This window comes from Delftia sp. PE138 (genome assembly GCF_018320755.1).
GTDB classification, from domain to species: domain Bacteria; phylum Pseudomonadota; class Gammaproteobacteria; order Burkholderiales; family Burkholderiaceae_C; genus Comamonas; species Comamonas tsuruhatensis.
Genome location: NZ_JABEPN010000001.1, coordinates 717,148 through 735,660, shown reverse-complemented (window position 1 = coordinate 735,660; position 18,513 = coordinate 717,148). Strand labels below are relative to the sequence as shown.

At 67.8% G+C, this 18,513-nt stretch carries 16 protein-coding genes and 1 tRNA gene; 12 read left to right on the top strand and 5 right to left on the bottom strand.

What is annotated here, in order from left to right; all coding sequences use genetic code 11:
* The first annotated feature begins 13 nt into the window (after positions 1-13).
* The 5 genes from HFGMBDPB_RS03365 (at position 14) to HFGMBDPB_RS03345 (ending at position 4,555) form a co-directional block, all read left to right on the top strand.
* Positions 14-1,012 (top strand): phosphoglycerate mutase, encoded by a 999-nt coding sequence (locus HFGMBDPB_RS03365; RefSeq protein ID WP_212644938.1) that lies wholly within the window; start codon positions 14-16, stop codon positions 1,010-1,012.
* A gap of 10 nt (positions 1,013-1,022) precedes the next feature.
* Entirely contained in the window at positions 1,023-2,741 is a 1,719-nt protein-coding gene (gene recJ, locus HFGMBDPB_RS03360) for a single-stranded-DNA-specific exonuclease RecJ (protein ID WP_212644937.1), read from the top strand.
* A 98-nt stretch (positions 2,742-2,839) separates the two neighbouring features.
* Positions 2,840-3,520 carry a CsgG/HfaB family protein gene (locus tag HFGMBDPB_RS03355; RefSeq protein ID WP_016445723.1) on the top strand — a complete coding sequence of 227 codons (681 nt, stop codon included), beginning with the start codon at positions 2,840-2,842 and terminating at the stop codon, positions 3,518-3,520.
* Positions 3,517-3,891: a DUF4810 domain-containing protein gene (locus HFGMBDPB_RS03350; protein WP_034364091.1), complete on the top strand. Its 375-nt coding sequence runs from the start codon at positions 3,517-3,519 to the stop codon at positions 3,889-3,891. Before HFGMBDPB_RS03355 ends, HFGMBDPB_RS03350 begins: the two co-directional genes overlap by 4 nt.
* A 1-nt stretch (position 3,892) precedes the next feature.
* Entirely contained in the window at positions 3,893-4,555 is a 663-nt protein-coding gene (locus HFGMBDPB_RS03345) for a DUF799 domain-containing protein (protein WP_017407772.1), read from the top strand.
* A 57-nt stretch (positions 4,556-4,612) separates the two neighbouring features.
* Here HFGMBDPB_RS03345 and HFGMBDPB_RS03340 read toward each other — a convergent pair whose 3' ends face one another.
* Positions 4,613-6,385, bottom strand: a complete 1,773-nt coding sequence (locus HFGMBDPB_RS03340; RefSeq protein WP_046984442.1) for a methyl-accepting chemotaxis protein — start codon at positions 6,383-6,385, stop codon at positions 4,613-4,615.
* 210 nt (positions 6,386-6,595) lie between these two features.
* Between HFGMBDPB_RS03340 and HFGMBDPB_RS03335 the strand changes: the two genes are divergently transcribed.
* Both HFGMBDPB_RS03335 and HFGMBDPB_RS03330 read left to right on the top strand, forming a co-directional pair.
* Positions 6,596-7,459 (top strand): 3',5'-nucleoside bisphosphate phosphatase, encoded by an 864-nt coding sequence (locus tag HFGMBDPB_RS03335; protein ID WP_016445719.1) that lies wholly within the window; start codon positions 6,596-6,598, stop codon positions 7,457-7,459.
* 25 nt (positions 7,460-7,484) lie between these two features.
* A complete protein-coding gene (locus HFGMBDPB_RS03330; protein ID WP_016445718.1) occupies positions 7,485-8,129 on the top strand; it encodes an L-threonylcarbamoyladenylate synthase in 645 nt (214 codons plus the stop codon).
* Positions 8,130-8,206: 77 nt separating this feature from the next.
* Here the strand turns inward: HFGMBDPB_RS03330 and HFGMBDPB_RS03325 are convergent, their stop codons facing one another.
* Positions 8,207-9,532: a methyl-accepting chemotaxis protein gene (locus HFGMBDPB_RS03325; protein ID WP_212644936.1), complete on the bottom strand. Its 1,326-nt coding sequence runs from the start codon at positions 9,530-9,532 to the stop codon at positions 8,207-8,209.
* A gap of 176 nt (positions 9,533-9,708) precedes the next feature.
* On the opposite strand from HFGMBDPB_RS03325, the gene HFGMBDPB_RS03320 reads away from it, so the two are divergent.
* The 5 genes from HFGMBDPB_RS03320 to HFGMBDPB_RS03300 all read left to right on the top strand — a co-directional run bounded on the left by HFGMBDPB_RS03320 (position 9,709) and on the right by HFGMBDPB_RS03300 (position 16,756).
* Positions 9,709-10,386, top strand: a complete 678-nt coding sequence (locus HFGMBDPB_RS03320) for a site-2 protease family protein (protein WP_016445716.1) — start codon at positions 9,709-9,711, stop codon at positions 10,384-10,386.
* A gap of 75 nt (positions 10,387-10,461) precedes the next feature.
* Positions 10,462-11,754, top strand: coding sequence for a tryptophan--tRNA ligase (locus HFGMBDPB_RS03315; protein ID WP_212644935.1), 1,293 nt, complete (start codon positions 10,462-10,464; stop codon positions 11,752-11,754).
* Positions 11,755-11,849: 95 nt separating this feature from the next.
* On the top strand, positions 11,850-12,563 hold the full coding sequence (locus HFGMBDPB_RS03310) for a response regulator transcription factor (RefSeq protein ID WP_016445714.1): 714 nt from the start codon (positions 11,850-11,852) through the stop codon (positions 12,561-12,563).
* The gene (locus HFGMBDPB_RS03305) at positions 12,560-14,350 is read left to right on the top strand and encodes a FecR family protein (RefSeq protein WP_212644934.1); all 1,791 of its coding nucleotides are present in this window, start codon (positions 12,560-12,562) and stop codon (positions 14,348-14,350) included. The genes HFGMBDPB_RS03310 and HFGMBDPB_RS03305 overlap by 4 nt, the downstream gene beginning before the upstream one ends.
* A gap of 27 nt (positions 14,351-14,377) precedes the next feature.
* On the top strand, positions 14,378-16,756 hold the full coding sequence (locus tag HFGMBDPB_RS03300) for a CHASE2 domain-containing protein (protein WP_212644933.1): 2,379 nt from the start codon (positions 14,378-14,380) through the stop codon (positions 16,754-16,756).
* A 79-nt stretch (positions 16,757-16,835) separates the two neighbouring features.
* On the opposite strand, the gene HFGMBDPB_RS03295 is transcribed toward HFGMBDPB_RS03300, so the two are convergent.
* The 3 genes from HFGMBDPB_RS03295 to HFGMBDPB_RS03285 all read right to left on the bottom strand — a co-directional run bounded on the left by HFGMBDPB_RS03295 (position 16,836) and on the right by HFGMBDPB_RS03285 (position 17,890).
* Positions 16,836-16,912 (bottom strand) — tRNA-Arg (locus tag HFGMBDPB_RS03295).
* 433 nt (positions 16,913-17,345) lie between these two features.
* Complete coding sequence (locus tag HFGMBDPB_RS03290; protein ID WP_212644932.1) at positions 17,346-17,615, bottom strand: hypothetical protein; 270 nt, start codon at positions 17,613-17,615, stop codon at positions 17,346-17,348.
* The gene (locus tag HFGMBDPB_RS03285; protein WP_016453725.1) at positions 17,612-17,890 is read right to left on the bottom strand and encodes a hypothetical protein; all 279 of its coding nucleotides are present in this window, start codon (positions 17,888-17,890) and stop codon (positions 17,612-17,614) included. The genes HFGMBDPB_RS03290 and HFGMBDPB_RS03285 overlap by 4 nt, the downstream gene beginning before the upstream one ends.
* Positions 17,891-18,513: the final 623 nt, after the last annotated feature.

Here is an 18,513-nt window from a genome sequence, read left to right as displayed (position 1 = left end):
GACAATAGCGGCCATGCTTTTGACCGCGCCCCTGGTGTCCTCCACCCAAGCCCCGCTGGAGGAAACGACCGAATGGATCATTCCCTATGCCGGCGGTCCGTCCTCGGATGCGGGCGATGACGCCGCCGTCGCTGCCGCCTGGGGCGGCCTGGAGCTGCCACATCTCCAATCCCTGCTGGCGCTGATGCAGCCCGCGCCTGCACAGACCGGCACGGAGATGGATTTTTCTCCCCCCCACGAACGCGCCCTGGCGCACTCGCTGGGCCTGCCCGATGCACCGGGCCTGATTGCCTGGGCCGCCTGGCAGGCCGGTGAGACGGCGCAGGCCTGCGCCTATGTCACGCCCTGCCACTGGCACATAGGCGCAGACCAGGTCCACCAGAGCGATCCCGCCACCACACCCCTCAGCGATGAGGAATCCCGCCAGCTGCTGGCCCTGCTGGCGCCCTGGTTCGCTGACGACGGCATCGTGCTGGAGTACCAGCAGCCGCAGCGCTGGCTGGCGCGCGGTGCGCTGTTCGATGGCCTGGCCACGGCCTCCATGGACCGCGTCATCGGCCGCGACGTACGACCCTGGCTGCCCGACGCGCAGCAGGCACGCGCCCTGCACCGCCTGCAAAGCGAGGTGCAGATGCTGCTCTACACCCATGTCTTCAACGACGCCCGCGCCGCCCGCGGCCAGGTGCCCATCAACGCCTTCTGGGTCCACGGCGCCGGGCGCCTGCAGCCCGGCACGGCCACCGGCGCCAAGGCCGCCGTGCAATGCCTGGACGACCTTCACGCCGCAGCCCTGCAGGGCAACCCCGCTGCCTGGCGCCAGGCCTGGAAGGCGCTGGACGCCGGGCTCATCGCCCGCCTGCTGGAGCGCGTGCGCGCAGGCCACCCGCTCACGCTGACGCTGTGCGGCGAACGCCATGCCATCGCATGGAGCAGCCGCCCGCCGCGCTGGCTGGACAGGCTGACGGGCCTTTTCGGCCCCCGCGCCCTGCCCGACCTGGGCCGCATGCTCTGACACATTGCCCATGAAAATCATCCCCCGCGAGATTCCTGCACAGCAGGCCTCGGCACTGCGTCAGGCCGGTGTCCACCCGCTGCTGGCCCAGCTCTACGCCGCACGCGGCGTGTGCTCCGCCGACGAACTGGACGACACGCCCGCGCGCCTGCTGGCCCCCTCGGGCCTGATGGGCATGGACGCCGCCGTGCGGCTGCTGGCCGATGCCATAGAGCGCGGCCTGCGCCTGTGCATCGTGGCCGACTACGACTGCGACGGCGCCACCGCCTGCGCCGTGGGCTGGCGCGGCCTGCGCATGCTGGGCGCGACCGAGGTCGGCTACCTGGTGCCCGACCGCGTGGTGGACGGCTACGGCCTGACACCCCCCATCGCGCGCCGTGTCAAGGAAACCGGCGCCGACGTGATGGTCACCGTGGACAACGGCATTGCCAGCGTCGAAGGCGTGGCCGAGGCCAAGTCCCTGGGCCTGCAGGTGGTCGTCACCGACCACCACCTGCCCGGCAACCACCTGCCGCTGGCCGATGCCATCGTCAACCCCAACCAGCCCGGCTGCAGCTTCGAGAGCAAGTCCATGGCCGGTGTCGGCGTGATGTTCTACGTGCTGCTGGCCCTGCGAGCCGAACTGCGCGCGCGCGGCCGCTTCGACAAGACCAGCCAGCCCCGTCTGGAGGCCTTGCTGCCCCTGGTCGCCCTGGGCACCGTGGCCGACGTGGTGAAGCTGGACGCCAACAACCGCCGCCTGGTCGCCCTGGGCCTCAAGCAGATACGCCGAGGCCAGATGCAGCCGGGCCTGCAGGCATTGTTCGACGCGGCCGGCCGCAAGGCCTTTGCGGCCACCACCTTCGACTTCGGCTTCGCACTGGGTCCGCGCATCAATGCGGCCGGCCGGCTGTCCGACATGACCATCGGCATCGAGTGCCTGACCACGGACGACGCAGGCCGCGCAGCCAACCTGGCCCAGATGCTGGACGCCATCAACCGCGAGCGCCGCGAGCTGGAAGGCGGCATGCGCGAGCAGGCCCTGCTCATGGCCGAGGGCCTGTGCACGGACGGCATGACGCCGCCGGCGGCCATCAGCGTGTTCGACCCCGATTTCCACGAAGGCGTGGTCGGCATCGTGGCCTCGCGCATCAAGGACCGCATGCACCGGCCCAGCTTCGTCTTCGCAGCCAGCGGCGCGCCGGGGCACGAGCATGAACTCAAGGGCTCGGGCCGCTCCATTCCCGGCTTTCACCTGCGCGACGCGCTGGACCTGGTATCCAAGCGCCACCCTGGCCTGCTGCTGCGCTTCGGCGGCCACGCCATGGCGGCCGGCTGCACCATTGCCGAAGCCGGATTCGCCGTGTTCGAGAAGGCCCTGGCCCAGGTGGCCCAGGAATGGCTGGACGCGGCCACGCTGACGCGGCGCATAGAAACCGACGGGCCTCTGGACCCGGATTTCCGCAAGCCGGAAATGGTCGAGCAGCTCAATCTCGCGGTCTGGGGCCAGGGCTTTGCGCCCCCCACCTTCAGTGAACAGCTGGAAGTGCTGTCACAGCGCCTGGTCGGGGAAAAGCACCTGAAACTGCAATTGCGCCATCAGGGCGAAACCGTGGACGGCATCTGGTTCGGCCATACCGACCCGCTGCCGTCATCGGCCTGCATTGCATTTCGCATGGACATCAATGAATGGCGCGGAGAGCGCAAGGTGCAATTCCTGATCGAGGGCGTTCATTCGGACATTTCCTAGAGATCCCACCGGCCCTTCACGGCGCCGCTCGGTTAATATCCCCGGTTTTTTGCAACAATTTATTGCAAATTCATTCCAAGAAAACCGGGGAAAAACTCATGACTTCTCGCCTGTGGCCTTGCACGGCCATTGCCATCACCCTGGCCGCCGGCCTTTCCGGCTGCGCCACCACCGAGCAATCGCGCACGCTTGAAACGGCCAAACCCGCTTCTGCATACAGCGCCTATCAAGGCCCGCGCAGCCCCATTTCCGTGGGCAAGTTCGACAACCGCTCCAGCTTCCAGCGCGGCATTTTCTCGGACGGAGTCGACCGCCTCGGTGGCCAGGCCAGAACCATCTTGGTAACCCACCTGCAGCAAAGCGGCCGATTCAGCGTGCTGGACCGCGACAACATGTCCGAGACCCGCCAGGAAGCGGGCTTCAACCGGCAGGAGCAGGCGATCAAGGGCGCCACCTACGTCGTGACCGGCGACGTGAGCGAGTTCGGCCGCAAGGTGGTCGGGGACCGCCAGTTCTTCGGCGTGCTCGGCCGTGGCAAGGAGCAGGTGGCCTATGCCAAGGTCAGCCTGAACATCGTCCGGGTGCAGACCTCCGAAGTCGTCTATTCGGTGCAGGGCGCAGGCGAATACAGCCTGTCGAACCGGGAAATCGTGGGATTCGGCAGCACGGCCGGCTATGACTCCACACTCAATGGCAAGGTGCTGGATCTGGCCATCCGCGAAGCCGTGGACAAGCTGGCGGCCGGCATGGACAGCGGTGCATGGAAGCCCGCGCAATGAAGCAGATTCCCCATTCGGCCGCAACCCTGGCTGCACTGGCCGTTTGCGCCTCGTTGGCCGGCTGCGCCGCACCGCGCCAGCCGCTGTATGCCTGGAACGATTACCAGCCCCAGGTCTATCAATACCTCAAGGATGACGGAAGCACAGGCGCCGAGGACCAATTGCTCAAGCTGGAAGAAACCCGCCTGAAGGTGCAGGCCGAGGGAAAGGCTTTGCCCCCCGGCTATCGCGCCCATATGGCCATGCTGTATTCCCGGACCGGCAACAACGAAAAGACGGTGCAGCAATTGGCAGAGGAAAAGCAGCATTTCCCCGAATCCGCCAAGTTCATGGACACGCTGCTGCAAACCTTCACGGCCCGCAAGGATTGAGATGCGCCTGAGCACACACATCAAGACCCTGGCCCTGGCCATGACCGTCGCACTGACCGGGTGCGCCACCACTGCGCCCTATGACTATTCGGCACTGCGGGCATCCAAGCCTGCATCCATCCTGGTCATGCCCGCGCTGAACCAGTCGCCGGAAGTGAATGCGCCGGCCGGCGTGCTGTCGCAGATCACGCTGCCGCTGGCAGAGGCTGGCTACTACGTCCTGCCCGTGGCGGTCACCGAGGAAATGTTCCGCCAGAACGGCATCGTCAGCGCCGACGATGCGCAGGAACTGCCCGTGGCCAAGCTCCGTGAAATCTTTGGCGCCGATGCGGCCCTGTACCTGAACATCCGCAACTACGGCACCAGCTATGCGGTGATCAGCAGCGCCTCGGTGGTCACGCTGGACGCCAAACTGGTGGACCTGCGTACCGGCACACAGCTGTGGGACGGCAGCGCCACGGCCTCCAGTGCCGAAGGCCAAAGCTCGGGCGGCGGACTGGTCGGCATTCTGGTGACGGCACTGCTCAACCAGATCCTGGACACCATGAACGACCGCAGCGTGCAGATCGCCTCCATCGCCAACCAGCGCCTGCTGTCGCCCATGGCGCAGCGCGGACTGCTGCCGGGCCCGCGCTCGCCCGACTACGGCAAACCGCGCAACTGACGAAGGCCTGCAGGCCGGCGCACATGCACGCGCCGGCCTGCATCCCCGCTCCTCCCGCTAGAAGGTCTCCCAGTCGTCGTCCGCGCCGGCCTTGGCAGGTGCCCGGGCGGGCGCCTTGGCCACAGGCGGCTGGATCTGGGGCGCCGGTGCATTGCGCACGGCGGCAGCCGGGCGTGCCGCGGGCGCGGGGCGCGCCGCCGCTGCAGGGGCTGCTGCCGGTCGGCGCGCCACGGCGGCTGAACTGGCGGGCGCCTGCGCCCGGGCCGGTGCCAGCGCACTGCCTTCCTGCCCCAGCTTGAACACCGCCACCACCTCGGACAGGCGCCGCGCCTGGTCCTGCATGGCCAGCGCAGCCGCGCTGGATTCCTCGACCAGGGCCGCATTCTGCTGCGTCATCTGGTCGAGCTGGCTCACGGCCTGGTTGACCTGGCCAATGCCGTCGCGCTGCTCGGTGGACGAGGCTGTGATCTCGCCGATGAGGTCGCTGACGCGGCGCACGCTGGAGACGATTTCCTCCATGGAGCGCCCCGCCTGCTCCACCTGCTGCGAGCCCGACTGCACGTTGTCCACGCTGGTGGTGATCAGCAGCTTGATCTCCTTGGCGGCCTCGGCACTGCGCTGCGCCAGCGAACGCACCTCGCCGGCCACCACGGCAAAGCCCCGGCCCTGCTCGCCGGCGCGGGCCGCTTCCACGGCGGCGTTGAGCGCGAGGATGTTGGTCTGAAAGGCAATGCCGTCGATCACGCCGATGATGTCGGCGATCTTGCGGCTGCTGTCCGTGATCTGCTGCATGCTGGTGACCACCTGGGCCACCACGGCACCGCCCTGCTCGGCCGCCTGCGCGGCCGTGGCGGCCAGCTGGTTGGCCTGGCGCGCCGTATCGGCCGACTGGGTGACGGTGGCCGTCAGCTCCTCCATGCTGGCCGCCGTCTCCTCCAGATTCGCCGCCGTCTGCTCGGTACGCGAGGACAGGTCCTGGTTGCCGCTGGCGATCTGGTTGGAGGCCGTGGACACGGACTCCACGCCCGAACGCACCTCGCCCACCACGCCGCGCAGCCGCTGCGCCATGCCGTTGAGCGCCTGCAGCAGATGGCCCAGCTCATCGCCCCGGTTGCTTTGCACCGACCCCGTGAGATCGCCTGCGGCAATGCCGTCGGCCAGCGCCACGGCCTGGTCCAGCGGACGTGTGATGGAACGCATGATGGCCATGCCCATGAACAGGCCCAGGGCCACGATGAGCGCGCTGGCCAGGGCGCCGATCCAGTAGGCCCGGGTGCGGTGGGCGACGCCCTCCTCGCGCGCCAGCTCGCTTTGGCGCTCCTGCTGCTGCACAAAGGCTTCCTGCGCCGTGTTGTAGCGCTCGGCCGCCGGGCGCAGCTGCTTTTCCACGATGTCGAAGGTGGAGGCGAAGTCGCTGGCCTTGCGCGCATCCTGGGCCGCCGAGTTGGCCTTGAGCGTTTCCCGGCGCTCGGCCGCCACGGCCTCCAGCGCCTGTTTGCCCTTGGCATCGAGCTGCAGCTCGCCCACCTGCTTTTGCAGCACGTTGATGCGTTCTATGCCCTTGCTCATCAGCGCGCGCTGCTGCGCGGCCAGCGTCTCGTCGGGTGACATGGCCGCGACGATGGAGCGCTCCACGCTCATCTGGGTCAGATGCCGCCACTCGCGCGCCAGCGTGGCGCCGCGCTGCGCGGTCATCACGTCGGTGTTGATCTTCTCGTTGACTCCGTGCAGATAGAACAGGATGCCGCCGTTGACCGCCAGCATGCTCACCAGCAGTCCCAGCACCAGGGCCCAGAGTTTCTGGGCGACGGTGATTTGATTCAGATTCATGGAAAAACCGATCTTTTTCTAACAATGCCGAAGCCTGGCCATGGCGCCCCGCCGACCTTCGCTCCGGGCAATCATTCTTGTCCACCCTTGACGGCGCCTGCCTGATCATCGTCATGCCGCTGTCACTATTGAGGGCGGTAAACCCGCACTCAGGGAAGTCCCCAGCCGCAGCGCCAGGCTCGGAAAAGGACCGACACCTACAATGGGCCGGTGCCCAAGTCCTATCTGAATGCCGATCTGCACAGCCACTCCGTGGTCTCGGATGGAACGCTGACGCCTGAACAACTGGCCGAACGTGCCGCGGCCCGCGGCGTGCAGCTGTGGGCGCTGACCGACCATGACGAGGTCGGCGGCCAGCACCGCGCAGCCGCCGCAGCGCGCGCCTGCGGCCTGGACTACCTGACGGGCGCAGAGATCTCGGTGAGCTTTGCAGGCACCACGGTGCACATCGTGGGCCTGGGCTTTGACGCAGACGACCCGGCCCTGGTCGAAGGCCTGCATGCCACGCGCGACGGACGCGGTCCCCGCGCCCGCGAGATGGCCCGCCAGCTGGAGCTGGCCGGCATTGAAGGCAGCTACGAAGGCGCGCTGCGCTTTGCCGGCAATCCCGCGCTGATCTCGCGCACGCATTTCGCGCGCTTTCTCGTGGAATCCGGCCGCTGCCGCGACACCGGCGAGGTGTTCCGCCACTACCTGACCGAAGGCCATCCCGGCTACGTGCCCCATACCTGGGCGCGCCTGGCCGACGCCGTGCGCTGGATCACGCAGGCCGGCGGCGTGGCGGTGATCGCCCACCCGGCCCGCTATGCGCTGACGGCCAACGAGGAGTACGCGCTGTTTTCCGAATTCAAGGCCCATGGGGGCCAGGGCGTGGAGGTCGTCACCGGCAGCCACCGCCCCAGCGAGTACGCCGTCTATGCCGACATGGCCCGCGAGTTCGGCCTGGCCGCCTCGCGCGGCAGCGACTTCCACAGCCCCGAGGAGTCGCATACCGACCTGGGCGACCTGCCCTACCTGCCGGGCCAGCTGACGCCGGTATGGGAACTGCTGGGCGAGCGCATTCAGCCGGCCTGAGCCCTTCCCGCAAACAACGCACACCATGGTCCTACGCTTCGAAGCCCACCCCGACAATCCCCAGCCCCGTCTCATCAAGCAGGCCGCCGACATGCTGCGCCAGGGCGCCATCCTGGCCATTCCCACGGACTCCAGCTATGCACTGGTCTGCCATCTGGACGACCGCCCTGCGGTGGAGCGGCTGCGCCGCATCCGCCAGATCAACGACAAGCACCACCTCACGCTGCTGTGCCGCGACCTGTCGGAGCTGTCCAGCCATGCGCGCGTGGACAACCGCCAGTACCGGCTGTTGAAGCTGGCCACACCGGGGCCGTACACCTTCATCCTGGAAGCCTCCAAGGAAGTGCCCAAGCGCCTGAGCCACCCCTCGCGCAAGACCATCGGCCTGCGCGTGCCGGACCGCAAGGGCACGCAGCTGCTGCTGGAGCAGCTGGGCGAGCCGCTGATCGCCACCACGCTGATCCCGCCCGGAGAGACCGAGGCCCTGCATGACGCGGATGCCATCCTGGAGCGCTTTCCCCACGAGCTCGATGCCATCGTCGATGCAGGTGCCTGCCCCTCGGAGCCGACCACGGTGATCGACCTGGTGCCCATGGCCCTGGGCAATCCGCCCACCGTGGTGCGGCAAGGCCGGGGCAGCCTGGAGGCCCTGGGCCTGGAAATGACCTGAATCACCCCACCCCCCGCACAAACATCAACGCCGGGCATGCCCGGCGTCTGTTTTTGCAGCTTGATCCTGAAAGGCGTTCAGTGCTGCGCCCACTCCAGGGGCCGGGGTGCAGCAGCCGGCGCGCGCTGCAACGGCCTCGTCACAGCGGCGGACAAGACTGCGGCGGGAGCCATCGACGGCATCTGCCGCTGCACCCGCACGCCAGCGCCAGCGTCCTGCGGCTCGTCATCGAGCTTGAAGGCGCCCACGGCCTGCTCCAGCTCCTGGGCGCGCTCGCTCAGCGCCGAGGCCGCACGCGAGGCCTGATGCACCAGGGCAGCGTTCTCCTGGGTGGCGCTGTCCATGTGGCCCACGGCGGCGTTGACCTGGGCAATGCCTTCGCTTTGCTCGCGCAGGGCCTGCGACATTTCGCCGAGCAGGCCCGAGACCTGGCCCACGGCGCCGACAATCTCCTGCATGGTGGCGCCCGCCTGGTTGACCAGGCCCGCGCCGCTTTCCACCTGGCGCACGCTGGTGGTGATCAGTTCCTTGATCTGCTTGGCAGCCTCGGCCGAACGGCCGGCCAGGCTGCGCACCTCGCTGGCCACCACGGCGAAGCCCCGACCCTGTTCGCCCGCGCGTGCCGCCTCCACGGCCGCGTTCAGCGCAAGGATATTGGTCTGGAAGGCAATGCCTTCGATGACCTGGATGATGTCCACGATCTTGCGCGAGCTGCCGCTGATGGCCTCCATGGTCTGCACCACCTCGCCCACCACGGCCCCCCCGCGCCTGGCCGTGGACGATGCATCGACGGCCAGGCCGCTGGCCGAATGCGCGCGCTCCGCGTTCTGGCGCACGGTGGCCGTGAGCTGCTCCATGCTGGCCGCCGTCTGGGCCAGCGCCGAGACCTGGGCCTCGGTGCGGCGCGACAGGTCGGTGTTGCCGGCGTCGATCTCACCGGCCGACAGGCCGATGGAATCCGTGGACTGCTTGATGCGGCCGACCAGCTCGGTCAGCGTGTCTTCCATGGTGCCCAGCGCGCCCAGCAGGCGGCCGAAGTCGCCCTGCAGCTCGGTCGAAAACTCCTGGCTCAGGTCGCCGGCGGCCACCGTTTCGGCAATCAGGATGGCCTGGCCCAGCGGCTGCACGATGCCGCGCCGCAGGCTGAACCAGGCCACCAGGGCCAGTGTGCAGACGGCCGCCCCCAGGCCCAGCACCCACCAGCGCGTGTGCACCAGCGCCTGCTCGGCCACCGTGGTCGCCCCGCCGGCCGCCAGCGCCTGCTCGGCCTGCCCCAGCGAGAGCACCGTGACCGCCATCATCGTGAACACCAGCAGATTGATACCGCCGAACGCAATCACCAGCCGCCAGCCTATCGGCAGCCTGCCCAAGCCCAGTACGCCCACGTGCCACCTCTTGTCCATATGGCCCGAGGGCCTTGGTGAAAAACCTGTTGATTCGCCCATCGCATTGCTGTTTCATTTTGCAACACAGAGGCGGCTGTTGCCAATCCGCGGGAAACCACCATATCCGGTCGGCCGCAGCGCTGCGCACGGGCTCTGGCGGTGCCCAGCGGCAAGGGTGGCCGCCGTCTGAGACAATGCCCGCCGTGGACATCTCCAACCTCATCCAGACCGTACTCATCTATGCCCTGCCCGTGCTCTTCGCGATCACGGTGCACGAGGCTGCCCACGGCTATGCCGCACGCCACTTCGGCGACAACACGGCCGCCATGATGGGACGCATCACGCTCAACCCCATCAAGCACATCGACCCCATCGGCACCATCCTGATGCCGCTGCTGCTGTATTTCGCCACCTCGGGCGCCTTCCTGTTCGGCTACGCCAAGCCCGTGCCCGTGCGCTTCGACCAGTTGCGCAACCCCAAGCGCGACATGATCTGGGTGGCCCTGGCGGGCCCGGCCTCCAATTTCGTGCAGGCGCTGATGTGGGGCGTGCTGCTCGTGGTTCTGGTCGGATCGGGAGTGGGCGAGCGCTTCTTCATTGAAATGTGCCGCGCCGGCATCCTGGTCAATCTGGTGATGTGGGCCTTCAACCTCTTCCCGCTGCCGCCGCTGGACGGCGGGCGCATCCTCGTCGGCCTGCTGCCCTGGCGCCAGGCGCAATGGGTGGCGCGGATCGAACCCTGGGGATTCTTCATCGTCATGGGACTGGTCATCGCCGGCGTGGTCGGCAGCCTGTGGCTGCGGCCGCTGATGGATCTCGGCTATGCCGTGATCGATCTCGCGTTGACGCCGCTGATCGCGCTGCTGCGCTGAACGCGCGGCAGACCCGCCCAGCCTGCCCGTCAGATTCCCTTCTTTTCTCTCTATTGCCTGTCGCAGTCTCCCGTCATGAGCACCATCCGTTTCCTCACCGGCATCACTCCCAGCGGAACCCCGCACCTCGGCAACTATGCCGGCATGCTGCGCCCGGCCATCGCGGCCAGCCGCTCGCGCGAGGTGGAGAACTTCTACTTCCTGGCCGACTACCACGCACTGATCAAGTGCCAGGACCCGGCGCGCGTGCAGCGCTCCACCATCGAGATCGCGGCCAGCTGGCTGGCGGCGGGGCTGGACCCCGAGCATGTGACCTTCTACCGCCAGTCCGACATCCCCGAGATCCCCGAGCTGTGCTGGCTGCTGACCTGCGTGACCGGCAAGGGCCTGCTCAACCGCGCCCACGCCTACAAGGCGGCCGTGGACAAGAACCACGCGGACGGCGCCGAGACCGATGACGGCGTGACTGCCGGCCTGTTCATGTACCCCGTGCTGATGGCTGCCGACATCCTGGCCTTCAACGCCCACAAGGTGCCCGTGGGCCGCGACCAGGTCCAGCACATCGAGATGGCGCGCGACATGGCCTCCAGCTTCAACCACATCTATGGCGGCGAGTTCTTCACGCTGCCCGAGGCACAGGTCGAGGACAACGTGGCCACGCTGCCCGGCCTGGACGGCCGCAAGATGAGCAAGAGCTACAACAACACCATCCCGCTGTTCTCCACGCGCGAGCAGCTGCGCAAGCTCATCGGCAGCATCACCACCGATTCGCGCACGCCCGGCGAGCCCAAGGAAGTCGAGGGCTCGGCCCTGTTCCAGATCTACCAGGGCTTCGCCAGCGAGGAAGAAACCGAGGCGCTGCGCCACCAGTACGCCGAAGGCATTGCCTGGGGCGACGCCAAGCAGCAGCTGTTCGAGCGCATCGACCGCGAGCTGGCCCCCATGCGCGAGCGCTACGAGCACCTGGTGGCCCATCCGGGCGAACTGGAGGACATCCTGCAGGCCGGCGCCACCAAGGCCCGCCGCGAGACCCTGCCCCTGATCCGCGAACTGCGCTCGGCCGTCGGCCTGCGCAGCCTGGCCCAGGCCCCCGTGGCCGCCAAGGCCAAGGCCGCGAAGCAGGCCCTGCCCCAGTTCAAGCAATACCGCGAAGCCGACGGCAAGTTCTACTTCAAGCTCGTGGCTGCCGACGGCCAGCTGCTGCTGCAAAGCCTGGGCTTCGACGCCCCCAAGGAAGCCGGCCAGGCCATCGGCCAACTGCAAAGAGAAGGCGAGGCGGCCCTGTCCGCACTGCAGTCCCGGCTGCAGCCCGCCGACGTGCAGTTGGTGCTGACCGCCCTGCAGCAACTGCGCGATGCTTCGGAGTAAGGGTAAGCTTCGCTTGAGAAACCGCATATTTGCGGGCAGTCTTGCCCGCAAGCCCTGCGCCCGGGATTCTGGCGCTTGCGTGAAAGGACATTGGGATGCGTATCGCTGCTCTGGACGATGATCCGCTGCAACTGGAGATGCTGCGTCAGGTTGCGCTGGAGACGGGCCACAGCTGCCACACCTACCAGACGGGCTCGGCCCTGCAGTTGGAACTGCGCCGCGAGAGCTTCGACCTTCTGATCGTGGACTGGCACCTTCCGGACATGGAAGGAACGGACCTGGTGCGGTGGACGCGCGGCCATGTGAGCCGCGAGCTGCCCATCCTCATCATCACCCACCGCAGCGAAGAGGCCGACATCGTCGAAGGCCTGTCCTGCGGCGCAGACGATTTCATGGTCAAGCCCGTGCGCCACGGCGAGCTGCGCGCGCGCATGGCCGCCCTGCTGCGCCGCGCCTATCCGGTGAACACGCAAAGCGTGCTGGAGTTCGGCCCCTTCCGGTTCCTCACCACCACCAACAGCCTGGAAATGAATGGCCAGCCCATCGAGGTGACGCACCGCGAGTACACGCTGGCCCTGACGCTGTTCCAGAACCAGGGCCGCCTGCTGTCGCGCGAGCACCTGCGCGAAGCCGTGTGGGGCCACAACGCCGAAGTGCAGTCGCGCTCGCTGGACACACATATCTCGCGCCTGCGCGCGCTGCTGAACCTGCGCGCCGGTCAGCCCTACGCCATCAGCGCCGTGTACGGTTACGGCTACCGCCTGGACGTGCCTGACGAGGCATTGCAGGCGGCACCTCAAACACCATGAACAGACTTTTGCTCGCCGCCAGCCTGCGCGGGCCCGTCGCGCGGGCCTGCCTGCTGGCAAGCCTGGCCCTGCTGGGCGCTGCCGCCACACAGGCCCAGATCAAACCCGCCGCCAGCGGCGGCGACATGCTCGCCCACCGCGTGGCCACAGGCGACACCCTGGAACAGCTGGCCAGCCGCTACCTGGGCGATGCACGCCAGTGGACCCAGCTGCAGCAGCACAACGGCGTGGCCAACCCGTATCGCCTGCGGCCCGGCTCCGTGCTGGAGATTCCCGTGCGCCTGCTGCGCGCCGCCGTGGCCTCCGTGGAATTCGTGCAGGGCGATGCGCGCAGCACACGCGCGCTCGACCATCTGGCCGACACGCAAGGCGGCTCGGCCGAAGACGCAGGCCAGGTCCTGCGCAAGGGACAGACGCTGCAGGAAGGCGATCGACTGCAGCTTGCGCCGGACGCCTTTGTGGCCGTGCGCCTGGCCGATGGCTCTTTGGTGCGCGTGCAGTCGCAGTCCGATGTCCTGCTGCGCCAGATGCGCCGCAAGGGCCGGGCCGGCAGCCTGCAGTCCGTGATCGACCTGCGAGAAGGCAGCGTGGAGGCCTCGGTCCCCCCCGAGCAGGGCAATGCCCAGCGCCGCTTCGAAGTGCGCACGCCTGCGGCATCGACCAGCGTACGCGGCACGCGTTTCCTGGTGCAGACCGATGCGGCAGGCAGGACAGCGGCCGCCGTCGATGAAGGCACGGTCGCCGTGGGCTCGGACGCCTCTGGCGCACCTTCCGGCGATGCGCTGCTGCACCCCGGCCAGGGCGTGGCCGTGGCGGCAGACGGCCGCGTCGGCCAACCCCGCCCCATGCTGGGTGCGCCCGACATCACCGCCTGGCCCGCCTTGGCGGAAGACGCCAACTGGATCAGCCTGCCCCTGCCGGCCTTGCCCGGCGCCGTGCGTTACCAGCTGCAGCTGTCGCGCGACGCGGACATGACCCAGGTGCTGCGCAGCGCCAGCTTCCAGGCCACGGCCTCACCGCTGCGCCTGGCAGGCGTGGACGATGGCGACTATGTACTGTCCCTGCGCGGCATCGACGCCCAGGGCATTCCGGGTGCAGCCAGCCGGCGCGCCCTGCGCGTCAAGGCCCATCCCGTGCCGCCGCTGTACGAATCACCGCAGGCCGACGCCACCGTGGGCCTGGGCCGCGCCGGCCTGCAGTGCACCAAGGTGGTGGGCGCCGTGCGCTACCGCATCCAGGTCGCTTCTGCCGATGCCCAGGCCGGCTTTGCCGAACCCGTCATCGACGCGCGCGACCTGAACGACTGCACATTGCCCGCAGCCGCGCTGGCCCGGCTGCCGGCCGGCCGCTATCTCTGGCGCGCCGCCAGCATCCGCACGCTGGCCGATGGCAAGCCCGACCAGGGCCCGTTCGCCGCAGCCCAGGCCATGCAGCTGGCGGCCGTGCCGCCCCAGCCCTCGGCCAGCGCGCTGCAGATGGGCGACGGCCCCGCCGAGGGCAGCCGCCAGATCCGCTGGAGTGGCGAGCCCGGCCAGCGCTACCACGTGATGGTGGCGCGCGACCAGGAGTTCACCGCGCCGCTGGTTGACCTCTGGACCGACCAGCCGCAATGGAGCACCGAGGACCTGCCCGCAGGCACCTACTACCTGCGGCTGCAGATCGAGGACGCCAACGGCCTGCGCAGCGATTTCTCGGCCGCACGCCAGTTCCGCACCGGCAGCTGGATCGTCGATGCCAGCGGCGAGATGATGCAATCGGGCAGCGGAGAGCGCCTGCAGCGCCAGTAACCGCACCCGTTCAATCCTTGACCGCGCTTGTCCACCCTGCCGCCTTCGCCTGACAGTCCCGCCACGCCGGCGCAGCAGGTGCAGCCGGCGCCCGCGCGTGGCCGGGGGCTGCGGCGGGACTGGCTGCTGCTGGCGGCGGGACTGCTGTCCCTGGTGTTCTGGCTCAGCAGTGATGGGCAGCTGGAGCGCATCAACGGACTGGTGCAGGACACGGCCAGCTGGCTGCACCGCCCCAAGGCATCTAAGGACATCGTCATCGTGGCCATCGACGATGCCAGCATCGACGCCATAGGCCGCTGGCCCTGGCGGCGTGCCCTGCACGCGGGCCTGCTGGAGCGCATCAGCCAGGCCCCGCCGCGCGCCATCGGCCTGGACGTGATGCTCAGCGAAGAAGATCTGGACTATCCCGGCGATGACCTGCTGCTGGCGCGCGTCCTGCAGCGCAGCGGCCGCACCGCCTTGCCCGTGGCGCCGGGCACGGATCCGCTGCCGGCCTTTGCACAGGCTGCGGCAGCGCTGGGCCACACCCAGCTGCCCGTGGATTCCGACGGCGCCGTGCGCAGCTTCCATGCCATTGAAGGCAGCGCGCAGCAGCCCTGGTGGCACATGGCGCTGGCCCTGCACTGCGTGGGCCAGCACGGCCGCGCATGCGCCCGCCCCGAACCCGTGCCGCCGCTGGACCCCGGCACACCCGCGTGGCAGCGCCGCCAGCGGGAGATCATTGCCTTCGCACAGGCCAGGCCCGAGCAGGGCGCGCGTGACCGCTCGCCCTTCACCACCTATTCGTACATCGACGTGCTGCGCGGCCGCATTCCTGCTGCGGCATTTCGCGGCAAATACGTGCTCATAGGAACGACGGCCGCCGGACTGGGAGCGCAGTTCACCGCACCGCTGGGTGCCAGCGCGCGCCCCATCTCCAGCGTGGAAATGCTGGCCCATGTGCTCAACGGCAGCCTGCAGGGCTCGCACGTACACCGCGCTTCGGCGGGGCTGGACCGTGCGCTCAACACCGCAGCCGTGCTGCTGGCCCTGCTGGCCCTGGCCTGGCTGGGCCCTTCGGGCGGCATGCTGGCCTGCGCGCTGCTGGCCCTGGCCTGCCTGTCGCTGGCCGGGCTGGCACCACGCATCTGGCAGGTGCAGACGGCCCCTGCCGCAGCCCTGCTGGGCCTGGCCCTGGCCTATCCGCTGTGGAGCTGGCTGCGCCTGCGCGCCGCCGCCCGCTTTCTGGCGCTGGAACTGCGAGACCTGCAGGGCCAGGGCCTGCCCACCGCGCTGCGCCTGGGCGGCGACCTGCTGGACCAGCGCATTGCCGCCGTCGAGCAGGCTTCGCGGCAACTGCGCGCCCTGCACCATTTCGTCAGCGAAAGCCTGCGCCAGCTGCCCTCGCCCACCTTTGTCTGCGACCGCCAGGGCCATGTGCTGCTGGCCAATGCCGCGGCCCATGCCTATGCGCGCAGCCTGGATCACGACCTGCGCGCTGGCGACTCCCTTCCCAGGCTGCTCGATGGCCTGCAGGCGCTGGACACGGCGCCCGGCCCGCAAGCCGGCAGCCCGCTGCTCACGGCCAGGGCGCTTGCCGCCGGCGGCCTGCCGCTCAGCAGCGAGGGGCGCGACGGTCGCGGCCGCAGCCTGATGCTGCTGGTCCAGGCCTTCGAGGCTCCGCCCACCACGGGCTGGCTGATCACCCTGGTCGATATCAGCGATCTGCGCAGCGCCCAGGCCCAGCGCGACCAGGCCATGCAGTTCATCTCGCACGACATCCGGGCGCCCGTGGCATCCATCATCACCTTGCTGGAGATGCAGCGTGGTTCCGTACAAGCGCCCGACCTGGGCATGCTGCTCCCGCGCATCGAAGGCTATGCCCAGGCCTCCCTGCAGCTGGCCGACGATTTCGTGCACCTGGCTCGTGCCCAGCAGCAGGCGCTGCGCCAGCAGCAGCTGGACCTGGGCCTGGTGCTGGACCAGGCCGTGGAAAGCTGCTGGGCCCAGGCCAGCGCCGCCCATGTGCAGCTGGAATTCAGCCTGCCCGAGCAGGAATGCCCCGTGCTGGGCGACCCGGGCATGCTCCACCGCGCAGCCGTCAACCTGATCGGCAACGCCATCAAGTACGGAGCGCACGGGCAACCGGCAAGCGGCGCCACGGTGCAATGCCTGCTGCTGCAGGACGCCGGCCATTGCCGCATCGCCATCCGGGACCACGGACCCGGCATGGATGCGCAGGCCGTCGCCCGCCTGAGCCAGCCCTTCGAGCGCCTGGACCACCATCAGCACCTGGACGGCGCAGGCCTTGGGCTGGCCTTTGTCCGCACCGTGGCTGCCCGCCATGGCGGGCAGCTGCAGATAGAAAGCGCGCCAGGCCAGGGAAGCACCTTCAGCATCGTGCTGCCGAAGGCGCAGCAAGCCTGACCGGGGGTGTCATCCCGGCGGATGGCCCGTGAAAACGAAAAAGCCCTGAAGTCTTTCAACTTCAGGGCTTTGCGTTTTTTGGTGCGGCTGGCAGGAATCGAACCCACGACCCCTTGGTTCGTAGCCAAGTACTCTATCCAGCTGAGCTACAGCCGCAACGCTTCGCATTGTAGCAGCGGGTTTTGGAGCTTCCAGGCAAAAGCGCCATATTTCTGCAAAAAACCTGGAAGTCGCATTCAACGGCAGCCGGGCGCAGCCATGCCAGCCGGCAGCGTCGCTCCCAGCAAAAAAGCCTGCCGCCCGGAAAGGCGGCAGGCTTTTTCATACCAATGGATGGTAGGGCCTCCCAGAGTCGAACTGGGCACCAACGGATTATGAGTCCCTACCTCAAGCCAGCATCCATGCGGGCTCCAGCCGGATCGGTGGGAAAATTTGCGTGAAACCGGGCATTGCTGGGTGCGACCTTCGCGGGCGAGTTTCCCACCGCAACCATGCGCAAGAGGGTCGGATTTCAAGTCTGGCCCTTGCCCAGCTTGCCAAGATTTCAGATCTGACCAAGATGGGTAACGGATGCCATCCAGCGCCAGCGCTACCCGCCGAATTGGGAATGCAGGCTCACCAGCCGCTGCGCCAGCGTCTCGGCGTCGTGGCGCATGGCATAGAGCGACGTGGTGCCGATGGAGACATGGCCGTACCAGATATGGAAGCCGTCCAATCCCGGCAGCGTGCCGGCTGCGGCATCCCTGATGGCGCCTGAGATGGTGGCTGCCTGGAACTCCGCGACCTCGGCGCGACCATCGAGAATGCGGCCCGTGTATAGCCCTGGCTCTTCCTTGTCGATGTGAAGCGTGTAGATCATGGCTTGCGGCCTGGGACCAGTTGAATGGACTCCGTGCCCCGCGCGCGCCGTGGCGAGATCCAGTAGACCCACAGACCTCGTGCCCACGCACAGGCATAGATGATCGACACGGCGAAGATGCCCCACTGCTCAGCCTGCCAGCTGGCATAGAACCAGAACGGCTGCCCCAGCATGCCGAACACCGGAGCCCACTTGCGCGAGCCCTCTCCCCTGGCCTGGGAGAGCCAGGCCGCCAGGGCGCCCAGTAGGGCAATTGCGATCTGATCGAAGCTCATGACTCATCGTAAAGGGTCTATGCGCACAAGCACAGGGCTAGGCAAGCAGCTTCGTTCGATAATTGATTCTCGATAGAAAGATTCTTCTGTAGGGGTAAAGCCATGCGTAGCAGGTCAGCCGCATCATTCGCGATTCAGGCAACAGGCTGACTTGGAAAGTGCGAGTCATTGAGGACTTCGAGGCGCTGTGGAGCACAGTGCCGATGGGCGAAGCGTTGACCACCTTGGACAGAGGGCGAAGCGTTGAAGAAACGTTGCTCTTGAGCGCATCTTCGTCGTGTGGCAGAGAGACGATGAAATGTGTAGGGGATGAGCTTGACCAGTAGGCATCTCGCTTGCCGCCTGTACGGCCTCACAGGCTGGGAGAAGCTACATATTGTTGGGTGTGGGAATCAGGCGTAGCATCCGTCAACTTCCCCAATGTGAGCGGCGGCAACTATGACGCAACCCTACAGTCAGCAGGCAGGGCGACAGAAGCCTTGGTCACCGATAGCCAAGGCGGCACCTCCCTATGCAGGATGACTATTTGGAAGACGACCCTTACGGCCCAAACACGGAATCTTCATGGAGTCCGTATGTCACGTTGGGTATTTTGCTATTGGGGACGCTGATCATCATCGCCG

Coding starts and splice junctions, on each gene's coding strand:
- HFGMBDPB_RS03365 (WP_212644938.1), top strand. CDS start 14: ATGCTTTTGACCGCGCCCCTGGTGTCCTCCACCCAAGCCCCGCTGGAG.
- HFGMBDPB_RS03345 (WP_017407772.1), top strand. CDS start 3,893: ATGCGCCTGAGCACACACATCAAGACCCTGGCCCTGGCCATGACCGTC.
- HFGMBDPB_RS03340 (WP_046984442.1), bottom strand. CDS start 6,385: ATGAATCTGAATCAAATCACCGTCGCCCAGAAACTCTGGGCCCTGGTG.
- HFGMBDPB_RS03355 (WP_016445723.1), top strand. CDS start 2,840: ATGACTTCTCGCCTGTGGCCTTGCACGGCCATTGCCATCACCCTGGCC.
- HFGMBDPB_RS03290 (WP_212644932.1), bottom strand. CDS start 17,615: ATGATCTACACGCTTCACATCGACAAGGAAGAGCCAGGGCTATACACG.
- HFGMBDPB_RS03325 (WP_212644936.1), bottom strand. CDS start 9,532: ATGGACAAGAGGTGGCACGTGGGCGTACTGGGCTTGGGCAGGCTGCCG.
- HFGMBDPB_RS03315 (WP_212644935.1), top strand. CDS start 10,462: ATGAGCACCATCCGTTTCCTCACCGGCATCACTCCCAGCGGAACCCCG.
- HFGMBDPB_RS03350 (WP_034364091.1), top strand. CDS start 3,517: ATGAAGCAGATTCCCCATTCGGCCGCAACCCTGGCTGCACTGGCCGTT.
- HFGMBDPB_RS03305 (WP_212644934.1), top strand. CDS start 12,560: ATGAACAGACTTTTGCTCGCCGCCAGCCTGCGCGGGCCCGTCGCGCGG.
- HFGMBDPB_RS03285 (WP_016453725.1), bottom strand. CDS start 17,890: ATGAGCTTCGATCAGATCGCAATTGCCCTACTGGGCGCCCTGGCGGCC.
- HFGMBDPB_RS03330 (WP_016445718.1), top strand. CDS start 7,485: ATGGTCCTACGCTTCGAAGCCCACCCCGACAATCCCCAGCCCCGTCTC.
- recJ (WP_212644937.1), top strand. CDS start 1,023: ATGAAAATCATCCCCCGCGAGATTCCTGCACAGCAGGCCTCGGCACTG.
- HFGMBDPB_RS03320 (WP_016445716.1), top strand. CDS start 9,709: ATGCCCGCCGTGGACATCTCCAACCTCATCCAGACCGTACTCATCTAT.
- HFGMBDPB_RS03310 (WP_016445714.1), top strand. CDS start 11,850: ATGCGTATCGCTGCTCTGGACGATGATCCGCTGCAACTGGAGATGCTG.